Source organism: Vibrio xiamenensis (assembly GCF_900100015.1).
Classification (GTDB): Bacteria; Pseudomonadota; Gammaproteobacteria; order Enterobacterales; family Vibrionaceae; genus Vibrio; species Vibrio xiamenensis.
Genome location: NZ_FNDD01000023.1, coordinates 63,256 through 75,357, shown reverse-complemented (window position 1 = coordinate 75,357; position 12,102 = coordinate 63,256). Strand labels below are relative to the sequence as shown.

Genomic DNA, 12,102 nt, shown 5'->3' with positions numbered 1-12,102 from the left:
TATATCATGCTTTAGTAAATTGCACTTGTGGCATGCAGATCTCGGCACTCAACTGATGAAGTAGTGGCCATGGAGAGACCTCGTACTGAGTTTTGCTGATAATTTCGAGTTGAGCCAACGTTTGTAAGCATTGATGCAGTTTCACCACCGACAGACGATGTAACGCCGCAGAATAGATAGGGCGCTTAGATTGCCAGATACGATGGCGCTCAAACAGCTGTGTCATTGGTGTGTGCTTCGCTGCGCTTTGCAGTTGAGTGAGTAAAATCAGTTCTTTTTGAATGGTGCGCGCCAGAATGGTGATTTCGACACCTTCAGCTTCAAGTTGGCGCAATATACGCTGTGCACGATTGGCTTTTCCGGCCAGTACTGCATCGGACCAATGAAAGGGCGTAAAGTGATTGTGGCGGCTGAGTGATTCTTCCAGACGCACCAGATTGAGTTGGTTATCTGGGTAGAGTAGTGCCAGCTTTTCTAAACTTTGCACTAGAGCCAACAGGTTGCCTTCGTGCCATTGAGCCAGCATTTGCACCGCTTCGTTGTCCGCTTGTAGCCCCATTTGGCGGCAGCGTGTCTGAACAAACTGTGGCAGTCGTGATTGGTCTGGTGACAAGCAGTTGACGTGACATCCACGTTGATTAAGCGCTTTGAACCATTTGGTATTTTCTTGCGCTTTGGTCAGTTTGGTGCCGACAACGACCAGCATGATATCCGGGTGCAGCATGTCAGCCAGTGCGACCAACTCTTTAGCGTTGGCGGCATTGACGGTTTCTGGCAATTCAAGTTCGATGAGTTGGCGCGCCGAAAACAGACTCAGTGCTTGGCAGCAGTCAAACACCGGATTCCAGTCAAAGCTGTTATCGACGGCAAAACGGTGACGTTCATCGAATCCTTGCGAGGCCGCCGCTTGGCGAATCGCTTGCTTGGACTCTTGCAATAGCAACGGCTCATTACCAAATAGCAGATAAACCGGATGCAGCGTTTTAGCTAACTGCTCGGGTAAGCGATCGGCAAAAATACGCATCAAAACCTCTTACTGCTGAGTGCTGTCTGACTCAGACGGGGTGACTTGCTCTGGATCTTCAGAGCCAGCACTGGTCTTGACGTTATATTGCTCATCGTTGATTTCAATGTGCTTTTCTTGAATGTCGGTTTGAATTTCGTTGGCAGAAATATCCGCTTTCAGGCGCGCCATTTGACGAATGATTTGTTGTGAAGCGACTTGACGCATCTCATCTTCGATCATGTCACGTTCAACCGATTTCGCTAGGGCAGTCAGCGGGTTATCAAGGTAACTACGAGTTACGCTAGTCGATAACGTTTTACTGCCAAGATTTGGAATCGTCACGCGGTAGCTGGTGCGCAATGTCAGTTCTTTTTCGGCCGCACGGGTGTTTTGATAAAGAGACAGAGTTCGCTCACCCACGCTTTCGCTGATCAAGTGCAAATTAGGTACATCTTTGGCTGGCGAGACGATGTTGATTTCATTCATGCGTAGTTGGCTTTTGACCATGCGTGTAAAGGTACTGTATTGGTCATAACTGGTAAACGACATCGAGTGCAGCTCTTCAGGAATTGAATAGTCACCGCGAAGGTGAAAGCCGCAGGCAGAGAGTAGGGCGGTCAATGTCAGTACACAGGTAAGTTTGAGTGAAGGCATAGAAATCAGACGCATGAATTAAGGGCTCTCTTGTTTTGGAGTTATTTATCTTAAATCACTGGATGGCAATGACTTAAGATAAATAAACAGGGCGGACGTGCCACCCTGTAAGTCACTGTTGGTGATTTAATGACAAATGCAACAACAGTAATAGACGTTATTTTACGTGATTAGTTCGCCACGATGTTTAGAAGTTTGCCCGGTACGTAAATCACTTTACGAATGGTTTTATCTTCTGTGAACTTAACGACGTTTTCATCGCTTAAGCCAAGACTTTCAACTTCTTCTTTGCTGGCGTCGGCTGCAACCGTCAACTTGGCACGTAGCTTACCGTTAACTTGAACCACGATAAGTTTTTCGTCTTCCACCAAGGCTTTTTCATCATAGGTAGGCCAAGTGGTTGAATCGATGTTCTCTTCGCCAAGCGCAGTCCACATTTCGAAACAGATGTGCGGAGTGATTGGGTACAGCATCGCAACCACGGCTTTTAGCGCCTCATCAAGAATTGCACGATCTTGCGTATCTTGTTGTGGTGCTTTCGCCAGTTTGTTCATCAACTCCATGATCGCAGCGATCGCGGTATTGAAGGTTTGGCGACGAGCGATATCATCGGTCACTTTAGCGATGGTTTTGTGCACATCGCGGCGTAGCGCTTTTTGATCGCCACTAAGCGCTGCAACGTCAACGGCATCAGCAGCGCCTTGCGCAGTATGCTCTTTGACCAATTTCCAAACACGTTTTAGGAAGCGGTTTGCGCCTTCAACGCCAGACTCTTGCCACTCAAGGGTCATGTCTGCTGGTGATGCAAACATCATAAATAGACGAACGGTGTCGGCGCCGTATTTATCTACCATCTCTTGTGGGTCGATACCGTTGTTTTTTGACTTAGACATTTTGATCATGCCTGAGTGTTCAACGCTACGGCCTTGGCTATCGACAGCAGAACTGATGCGACCTTTACCATCGCGCTCAACGTTTACTTCTGTCGGAGCAATCCACTCTTTGGTGCCTTTTTCGTTGGTGTGGTAGAAGGCATCAGCCAGTACCATACCTTGACAAAGCAGTTGTTTGAATGGTTCGTCTGAAGTCACGTAACCCGCATCACGCAACAATTTGTGGAAGAAGCGTGAGTACAACAAGTGCATACAAGCGTGCTCAATACCACCGATGTATTGGTCAACTGGCAGCCAGTAGTTGGCTTTTTCAGGATCAAGAATGTCGTCAGCTTGTGGTGAACAGTAACGTGCGTAGTACCAAGACGATTCCATAAAGGTATCGAAAGTATCGGTTTCACGCAGGGCTGGTTCGCCGTTGAAGGTCGTCTTCGCCCAGTTTTCGTCGGCTTTGATTGGGCTAGTTACACCATCCATCACCACATCTTCTGGCAGAATTACTGGCAACTGAACGGCAGGTACCGGATGTACTTGGCCATCTTCAGTGGTCACCATTGGAATTGGTGCACCCCAGTAACGTTGACGAGAGACACCCCAGTCACGTAGACGGAAGTTGACGGTCGTTTTACCTTTACCGTCGGCTTCAAGTTTGGCTGCAATCGCTTTGAAAGCATCTTCAAAAGCCAGACCATCAAATTCGCCAGAATCAAATAGCACGCCTTTTTCGGTGTAAGCGGCTGCGCTGATATCGAGTTCGCTGCCGTCTGCAGGTTTGATAACTGGAATGATGTCTAGACCATATTTGGTTGCAAATTCGAAGTCACGTTGGTCGTGAGCTGGAACCGCCATTACCGCGCCAGTGCCATAATCCATCAAAACGAAGTTCGCCACGTAAACTGGAACTTCGCGGCCATTTAAAGGATGAATTGCGGTTAGACCGGTATCCATACCTTTTTTCTCCATCGTTGCCAGTTCAGCTTCGGCGACTTTGGTGTTTTTACATTCGTCGATGAAGGCAGCTAAAGCAGGGTTGTTTTGCGCCGCTTTGGTCGCTAGAGGGTGACCTGCAGCAATACCGACATACGTTACACCCATTAGGGTATCTGGACGTGTGGTATAGACTTCAAGTTCGCCGCCGTCTTTGACTTCAAACTTAAGCTCAACCCCTTCAGAGCGGCCAATCCAGTTACGCTGCATGGTTTTAACCATTTCTGGCCAACCATCTAGGTTATCGAGATCGTCAAGCAGCTCCTGAGCATACGCGGTGATTTTAATAAACCACTGTGGAATTTCTTTTTGCTCAACAGGCGTATCACAGCGCCAGCAGCAGCCATCTTCAACCTGTTCGTTAGCAAGAACGGTTTGGTCGTTTGGACACCAGTTCACAGAGGATGTACGCTTGTATACAAGGCCTTTTTCATAAAGCTTGGTGAAGAACTCTTGTTCCCAGCGGTAGTATTCAGGAGTACAGGTTGCGAATTCGCGGCTCCAATCGTAGCCAAAACCCAGCAATTTAAGCTGGTTTTTCATGTATTCGATGTTTTCGTAGGTCCAAGGTGCCGGCGCGGTTTTGTTTTTGACCGCTGCGTTTTCAGCAGGAAGACCGAACGCATCCCAACCGATAGGCTGCATAACGTTTTTGCCTTGCAGGCGTTGGAAGCGAGATACTACATCACCGATAGTGTAGTTACGCACGTGACCCATGTGGAGTCGGCCACTTGGGTATGGGAACATGGAGAGACAGTAGAATTTTTCTTTGTTTGGGTCTTCTTGGACAACAAAGGTGGCGTTGTTTTCCCAGTGCTTTTGAACTTTTTGTTCAATGTCTTGCGGATTATATTGGTCTTGCATCGATGATTTCCATTATCTTGGAATTTGTGAGTTCAGTTTGAACAGATACTAATAGATCGACATAGAATACCTAAAGGTGCCGAGTACAACAATAGCTCAAGCGATATTCGGCACTCTCGTGCTTGCGCTAAAGGAGGTAAAGATGCCAAATCGTAAAACGGGTTATGAAGCTATGTTAGAAAATGTAGTGGAAACGTTGAAAAAAAGCCCACAAGAGCTCAATCATGTGGTAGAGCAATCGGGTAAGGTTGTGGAAGCGGCCAACGATTTGACCAAAGATGAATTGGCGTTGATTTCTGCTTATGTTCAGTCGGATTTGAGAGAGTTTGCCGAGCGTTACGAACAGAGCAAATCTGGGCCTTTCTATCTGACGTTGACCAATTCTATCTGGCAAGGCTTGCTAGACATCACTGACAGAACCAAACTCGAGTGGTTAGAGCTGTCATCGGATTTAGAACATCAAGGGCTTTACCAGACAGGAGAGATCATCGGTCTTGGTATTCTTGTTTGTGAGCAGTGCGGGCACAAAACCGAATACAACCATCCCACCGAAATTGTGCCGTGCAGTCAATGTGGTAACGACCACTTCTCAAGACTTCCGCTCAAACCATAAATGAAAGGCTCCGAACGGAGCCTTTTTGATGTTATTTATCAGTGCTTGAACGGCGACGCCAAGCGATGGCCAACGCCAAAACACTGAACAGATATAGCGGCCAAGAGCCCCAGCCATGGTATGGGGTTTGTCCGGATGTTGAGTGCACCGATGCTCGCAGCACCCCCGTTTCAAACTGTGGCAATTGATCGGTAATCTGGCCGCGATAATCGGTGACGGCGGTTAGGCCGTTATTGGTTGAACGGATCACTGGTTTACCCAGTTCAAGGGCACGCATTTGTGCAATTTGCATATGTTGCAGCGGGCCGATTGAGCGTCCAAACCAAGCATCATTGGATAAGGTTAAAATGAAATCGGTGTTGTCATTGACGTTAGCGCGTACTTGCTCACTAAAAATAATCTCATAGCACAACGCCGGCGCAAGATGACGCCCCTTAGCAACGATGTTTGGTTGAATATAGTCGCCGCTGGTAAACGAAGACATTGGTAAATTAAAGAACGGCGCAAGCGGTCTGAGCAGGCTTTCAAAGGGCACAAATTCGCCAAATGGCAGTAAGTGGTGTTTGTGATAGCGCTTGTCGATATTGTATTGATAACTGTCAGCATCGGTATTACCGAGCGTCAAAACACTGTTGTAATACTGGTTACCACTGCCGCGGTTAATTACGCCGGTAATTAACGCGCTATCGTTGTTACGCGCCGCTTCATCTAAGGTTTGCAAAAACGACGACACTTCGAACTCAAATGCCGGAATGGCCGCTTCTGGCCAAATGATGATGTCTGCATCCCAATTATCGCGGCTGAGATCGGTGTATTTCAGTATCGTGGGCCAACGCTGGCTTGGTACCCATTTCAATGCTTGGTCGATATTGCCTTGAATCAACGCGAATTTGGTCACTTTGTCTTTTGGGGTTACCCAATGAACCGCGTTAAGACCAAAGCCGGTGGCAAAAATAACCGCAGGAATGATCAGATTCATCCAGCGTTTGGTTAACATGCTGTAGCTGATGGCGCTAGCACAAACCATGATGGCTAGAGTAATAAGCTCGACGCCACCTAGCGGCGCAAAGTTTGCCAATGGGCTGTTGAGTTGACTATAGCCGAGCCAAAGCCATGGGAACCCCGTCATTATCCAGCCGCGCAGCCAGTCACAAATTAGCCACAACACTGGCGCAGCAAGGAAAAAACGATGCCGCGATAGGCGTGGAAAGAAGCGATTCAGTAACCAAGCATACAGAGCCGGGTAGAGCGCCAGATAACTCACTAGCAGCGTCATTAGGAAAACACTGGCGATTTTCGGCATGCCGCCAAAGGTATCAATGCTGATATGAACCCAACTGATGCCGGTGGCAAATTGCCCAAGTCCCCAAGCGAACCCCGTCCAAAGTGAAGCTTTAGGGCTCTGGTTATGGAGCAGCAGCATTAAAATTACAGGGCTTAAAATGGCGAGAGGCCAAATATCGTATGGAGCAAAAGAAAACGTGGTACTAGCGCCAATAAAAGCGGCCGCTAAGGGCCGCCATAGGCGATGAAAGGAAAGGATTTTCATCAAATGTCTTTTAGGCTGAGTAATAAGATTAGTCTTCTGCTATCTCAGGCAGTGATTCTTCATCTGGAATCGTCACTTGCAACTGCACCACGCGTCGATTATCAGCGGAGGTCACTTTAAAGCTATATCCGGCAATTTCTACGACTTCGCCTCGTGAAGGTAGGTGCCCAAATGAAGTCATCACTAAGCCACCAACGGTATCCACTTCGTCATCGCTAAATTCAGTACCAAAGGTGGTGTTGAATTCTTCAATCGTGGTCAGTGCTTTGATGGAATAAGTGTGTTTGGACAGTTTACGAATTTCGACTTCTTCTTCGTCATCAGTTTCATCTTCGATTTCGCCAACAATCTGTTCGAGAATATCTTCGATGGTGATAAGGCCGGAAACGCCGCCAAATTCGTCTACAACGATGGCCATGTGGTAACGCTCTTCGCGAAACTCTTTCAGTAGACGGTCAACCCGTTTACTGCCGGGAACAACAACCGCAGGTCGAATCACTTCTTCAATGTTAAATTCGGCGCTGTCGGAGCCCAAATATTTTAATAAGTCCTTCGCTAACAGAATGCCTTCGACATGGTCTTTATCTTCACTGATCACAGGATAACGTGAGTGTTGGGCATCAGTGATAAGGCTCACCAGTGCATCCAAATTATCACCGCGTTCTACTGTGACCATTTGCGAACGTGGGATCATGATATCACGCACTCGCATTTCTGATATTTCCATTACGCCTTCGAGCATACCTCGGGTATCGTGATCGATGAGATCGTTCGATTCAGAATCGCGAATCACATCGACTAGCTCTTGGCGGTCTTTCGGTTCACCTTGGAAAAGTTGACCTAGGCGTTCAAAGAAGGACTTTCTACTCGGACCTTCAGATTTTTCTTTCTTACCTTCTGCCGACGCAGAGGGCGAATTATCGTCGTTCATTGTTTCTCATTGATGTTTCGCTATCAGAAGTGTGATAGCACACATAGATGACGCTGGATAAATACGCTTCCTTTCGAGTGGGAGAAAGCCTTTATTTTTATACCAGCGCATCTGCACTGAGTAATCCGTTACTCTTTTTCGGCAAGGTACGGGTCTTCAAAGCCCATACTTTGCATGATTTCAGTCTCGAGTGACTCCATCTGTTCGGCTTCGTCATCGTCGATATGATCATAACCTAGCAGATGTAAGCTGCCATGTACAACCATATGAGCCCAGTGTGCCATGAGCGGTTTTTGCTGCTCATTCGCCTCTTTTTCAACAACTTGACGACAGATGACTAGGTCGCCTAACAGAGATAATTCAATACCTGGCGGCGCTTCAAAAGGAAACGACAGCACATTGGTTGGCTTATCTTTTCCGCGATAATCTCGATTTAGAGACTGGCTTTCTTGTTGGTCAACAATGCGAACTGTGACCTCTGCCTCGTCGCGACGCGACAGAAGTGCCGCTTCTAGCCAGGTTTGAATTTGTGCTTGCTGTGGCAAGCCTTGCTCAGATTCGACCGCAATTTGCAGATCTAGTTCGATGGCCATTACTTGCTGGTTTCCTGAATTGTCTGATCCTTGGAAGCAAGTTCTGCTTTTTGACTCTCAAGCAATTTCGCTTCACGTTCTTCACGACGGCGTTGCTCGTATTCTTTGCGCTCTTTTTGATCTTGCGCTTCCCATTTTTCATAGGCATTAACAATACGTGCGACGACAGGGTGACGTACAACATCGTCAGACTGGAAGAAGTTAAAACTGATCTCATCCACTTCGCCAAGGACTTCAATCGCATGACGCAAGCCAGAACGAGCACCGCGCGGCAAGTCGATCTGAGTAATGTCACCAGTGATGACGGCTCTTGAGTTAAAACCAATTCGAGTTAAGAACATTTTCATCTGTTCAACTGTGGTGTTTTGGCTTTCATCAAGAATAATAAAAGCGTCATTGAGGGTGCGACCGCGCATATACGCTAGTGGAGCCACTTCAATAACATTGCGTTCAATCAGTTTTTCAACGCGCTCAAAACCGAGCATTTCAAACAAAGCATCGTAAAGAGGGCGCAAGTAAGGGTCGACTTTTTGGCTCAAGTCACCCGGCAAGAAGCCGAGCTTTTCACCCGCTTCAACGGCTGGACGAGTCAATAAAATGCGACGAATTTCTTGGCGTTCTAACGCATCGACTGCCGCGGCGACCGCAAGATACGTTTTACCTGTACCGGCTGGGCCAATGCCAAAGCTGATATCATGGGTGACCATGTTCATCAGGTATTGCGCTTGGTTTGGAGTGCGCGGTTTGATAACCCCTTTCTTGGTCTTAATGAAGACTTCTTTGCCGTGTTCGAATTGAGTCTCTGTGTTTTGCTCAAGCACACCGGACTCTTTCACCGCAAGGTGAATTTCTTCGGGCTCAATATCGGGAATCTTGCCGCGAACTGGCGCAGTACTAACATACAGAGTTTTAATAATATCGAGCGCAGCAGCTGAAGTATGGGGCTTACCAACGATGGTAAAGAAGTTACCTCGGTAGCTGATTTCCACACCTAAACGGCGTTCTAAGTGTTTGATATTATCGTCGAAGGGGCCGCAAAGACTCGCAAGTCGGCGGTTGTCTGAAGGTTCTAGGTTAATTTCTAGAGTTACGATTTTATTGCTCAATGTTGCCTCTCAATATGGCCATTTGTGGGAACCTGAACTCGACCAGGTTCCCAATGGCAGTTTATACGAACTTAAGGCGTAAAGGTTGCAACACCCAGTTCGTCTTCACGTCGTGTTTTTTCCATCATAGCGGATGGTGAAGTCACCACGCGAAGGTTCATGTCTTTCTCTGTGCGCAGCAACTCACCACGCAAAGAGTTCGGGAATACGTCCAAAATCTTCACATCAACAAATTGACCGATAAGATCTGCTGAGCCTTCAAAGTTTACTACGCGATTGTTTTCAGTGCGACCGCGAAGCTCCATGAGGTTTTTCTTCGATGGACCTTCGACCAAAATACGCTGCTCAGTGCCCATCATCAAGCGCGAATAACGCATTGCTTGAGTGTTGATCTGTTGTTGCAGTTCGTACAAGCGTTCTTTCTTTTCTTGCTCTGGTGTATCGCATGGGTAGTCGGCAGCCGGCGTACCTGGACGAGGGGAGAAGATAAAGCTGAAGCTCATATCAAAATCGACATCACGAATCAGTTTCATGGTGTCTTGGAAGTCTTTGTCGCTTTCGCCAGGGAAACCAACGATAAAGTCAGAGCTGATTTGAATATCTGGGCGCGCTTTACGTAGCTTACGGATGATCGACTTGTATTCAATCGCAGTATGAGGACGCTTCATCATAGTGAGAATGCGATCGCTACCGCTTTGTACTGGCAAGTGTAGGAAGCTCACCAATTCAGGCGTATCTTCGTAAACCTCGATGATATCGTCAGTAAATTCAAGCGGGTGACTGGTGGTGAAACGAATACGGTCGATGCCGTCAATCGATGCCACCAAACGTAGCAACTCAGCAAATGAGCAAATGTCGCCGTCGTGAGTTGGACCGCGGTAAGCGTTAACGTTTTGGCCGAGCAGGTTGACTTCGCGTACGCCTTGGTCTGCCAATTGGGCAATTTCAAACAGCACGTCATCCATAGGGCGGCTGACTTCCTCACCACGTGTGTAAGGTACAACGCAGTAAGTACAATATTTAGAGCAGCCTTCCATAATTGAAACGAACGCGGTTGGACCTTCGGCGCGAGGTTCTGGCAGACGGTCAAACTTTTCAATTTCTGGGAAAGAAATATCCATCACTGGCGCATCGTCGCTCTGTGATTGCTTGATCATCTCAGGAAGACGGTGCAGGGTTTGCGGACCAAAGATAACGTCAACGTACGGAGCACGTTCACGAATGTGGTCGCCTTCTTGAGTCGCAACACAGCCACCAACGCCAATCACGACGCCAGGTTTATTGTCTTTAAGGTTTTTCCAACGGCCAAGCTGGTGGAATACCTTCTCTTGCGCTTTTTCACGGATCGAACAGGTGTTCAATAGTAGTACGTCTGCTTCTTCTGGAATTTCAGTGAGCTCATAGCCGTTTGAGGCATTAAGCAGATCCGCCATTTTTGATGAATCGTATTCATTCATCTGGCAGCCCCAGGTTTTAATTAGCAGTTTCTTACTCATCTCACTTTCGCTCGTATTAATTCACAACAACCATGAACGTTTTCGTTCAAATTATAGCCGCCATCTCGGCGGTAAGCGGCGTATTGTACTGCTTTCAATTCCTACTGACTAGTGTTGAACGAAAAACTGTCAAACACTATGTATTGTAAGGGCTTTGACCTTATCTCAGTTAAGGTTTTTCGTTACATTTGCACAGTGAAAACGTACAATTAAAAACCGTTCAGAAATCAACACCATGAAGAATAAAAAATGAACACATTTGATATTGTCGTTATCGGTGGCGGAATGGTCGGTGCAGCAGCGGCACTGGGTTTTGCTCAGCAAGGTCGACAGGTTTTGTTGGTGGAAGGCCATGCGCCAATGGCATTTACCCCAGAGCAGCCCATGGATGTTCGCGTTTCGGCTATCTCACAAACTTCGGTGGCATTGTTAGAGCAATTAGGCGCTTGGCCTGCCATTGAAGCAATGCGCGTGTGCCCATATCGCCGGCTTGAAACCTGGGAAGCGCCAGAGTGCCGTACTCGATTTCATAGCGATTCGTTAGGCCTTGAGCAACTTGGCTATTTTGTTGAAAACCGCCTATTGCAACTTGGCATTTGGCAGGGTTTTGAGCAAGTCGATAACTTAACCTTGATGTGTCCAGATACACTTGAATCTATCGAGTTTGGTGAACTGAACCAAGTGACATTAAGCTCTGGTTACCAGTGTCAAGCGCTGTGGGTGATTGGGGCTGATGGTGCCAATTCGAAAGTGCGTGATTTGGCCAACATTGGTGTTACGGCTTGGGATTATCGCCAGCATTGCATGTTGATTTCGGTGCAAACGCAATTACCTCAACAGGACATTACTTGGCAACAGTTTACGCCGAAAGGCCCGCGTTCATTTTTGCCATTGTGTGGTCATCAAGGTTCACTGGTTTGGTATGATTCGCCAGGTCGGATTAAGCAGTTAAGCGCTATGTCTGGCGAGCAACTACGTCAAGAAATATTGGCTGAGTTTCCAAGCGAACTCGGTGATATCAAAGTTCAGAAATTCGGCTCCTTTCCACTGACGCGTCGACACGCGCAAGCGTATTTTCAACACCAATGTGTATTAGTCGGAGATTCCGCCCACACCATTAATCCGCTGGCAGGTCAGGGGGTGAACTTGGGCTTTAAAGATGTGATGAAGCTGCTTGAAGTGACGGAAAAACATCAGCTTTCTGAACGCGCATTACGAGCTTATCAAGCCTGTCGTCGCGTCGATAATCTGGTGATGCAGACAGGAATGGACGTGTTTTATAAAGGATTTAGTAATAGCTTGCCACCGCTGAAATTTGCCAGAAATGCGTTACTCAAAATTGCCGAACACTCAGGGCCTATTAAGGAACAAGTGCTGAGATACGCGCTTGGTCTTGCTTAAGGTTTCAGA

10 protein-coding genes are annotated in these 12,102 nt (G+C 47.4%); 2 read left to right on the top strand and 8 right to left on the bottom strand.

Annotation, left to right across the window (positions count from 1 at the left end):
- Window positions 1–4: 4 nt before the first annotated feature.
- From holA to leuS, 3 genes are all read right to left on the bottom strand, one after another.
- Window positions 5–1,024 carry a DNA polymerase III subunit delta gene (gene holA / locus BLS03_RS17160; protein ID WP_093276745.1) on the bottom strand — a complete coding sequence of 340 codons (1,020 nt, stop codon included), beginning with the start codon at window positions 1,022–1,024 and terminating at the stop codon, window positions 5–7.
- Window positions 1,025–1,033: 9 nt separating this feature from the next.
- Window positions 1,034–1,675, bottom strand: coding sequence for an LPS-assembly lipoprotein LptE (locus tag BLS03_RS17155; RefSeq protein ID WP_093276743.1), 642 nt, complete (start codon window positions 1,673–1,675; stop codon window positions 1,034–1,036).
- Window positions 1,676–1,830: 155 nt separating this feature from the next.
- Window positions 1,831–4,404 (bottom strand): leucine--tRNA ligase, encoded by a 2,574-nt coding sequence (leuS, locus tag BLS03_RS17150; protein ID WP_093276741.1) that lies wholly within the window; start codon window positions 4,402–4,404, stop codon window positions 1,831–1,833.
- A 142-nt stretch (window positions 4,405–4,546) separates the two neighbouring features.
- Between leuS and BLS03_RS17145 the strand changes: the two genes are divergently transcribed.
- Window positions 4,547–5,017, top strand: coding sequence for a zinc ribbon-containing protein (locus tag BLS03_RS17145; RefSeq protein WP_093276738.1), 471 nt, complete (start codon window positions 4,547–4,549; stop codon window positions 5,015–5,017).
- A 31-nt stretch (window positions 5,018–5,048) separates the two neighbouring features.
- Here the strand turns inward: BLS03_RS17145 and lnt are convergent, their stop codons facing one another.
- The 5 genes from lnt to miaB form a co-directional block, all read right to left on the bottom strand.
- Window positions 5,049–6,566, bottom strand: a complete 1,518-nt coding sequence (gene lnt / locus BLS03_RS17140; RefSeq protein WP_093276736.1) for an apolipoprotein N-acyltransferase — start codon at window positions 6,564–6,566, stop codon at window positions 5,049–5,051.
- A 28-nt stretch (window positions 6,567–6,594) separates the two neighbouring features.
- On the bottom strand, window positions 6,595–7,497 hold the full coding sequence (gene corC, locus BLS03_RS17135) for a CNNM family magnesium/cobalt transport protein CorC (RefSeq protein ID WP_093276734.1): 903 nt from the start codon (window positions 7,495–7,497) through the stop codon (window positions 6,595–6,597).
- Window positions 7,498–7,625: 128 nt separating this feature from the next.
- Complete coding sequence (gene ybeY, locus BLS03_RS17130; RefSeq protein ID WP_093276731.1) at window positions 7,626–8,090, bottom strand: rRNA maturation RNase YbeY; 465 nt, start codon at window positions 8,088–8,090, stop codon at window positions 7,626–7,628.
- Window positions 8,090–9,196, bottom strand: a complete 1,107-nt coding sequence (locus BLS03_RS17125; protein WP_093276728.1) for a PhoH family protein — start codon at window positions 9,194–9,196, stop codon at window positions 8,090–8,092. The genes ybeY and BLS03_RS17125 overlap by 1 nt, the downstream gene beginning before the upstream one ends.
- Window positions 9,197–9,267: 71 nt before the next feature.
- Complete coding sequence (miaB, locus tag BLS03_RS17120) at window positions 9,268–10,692, bottom strand: tRNA (N6-isopentenyl adenosine(37)-C2)-methylthiotransferase MiaB (protein ID WP_093276725.1); 1,425 nt, start codon at window positions 10,690–10,692, stop codon at window positions 9,268–9,270.
- Between the two features lie 249 nt (window positions 10,693–10,941).
- Between miaB and BLS03_RS17115 the strand changes: the two genes are divergently transcribed.
- Window positions 10,942–12,093 carry a 2-octaprenyl-3-methyl-6-methoxy-1,4-benzoquinol hydroxylase gene (locus BLS03_RS17115; protein ID WP_093276722.1) on the top strand — a complete coding sequence of 384 codons (1,152 nt, stop codon included), beginning with the start codon at window positions 10,942–10,944 and terminating at the stop codon, window positions 12,091–12,093.
- Window positions 12,094–12,102: the final 9 nt, after the last annotated feature.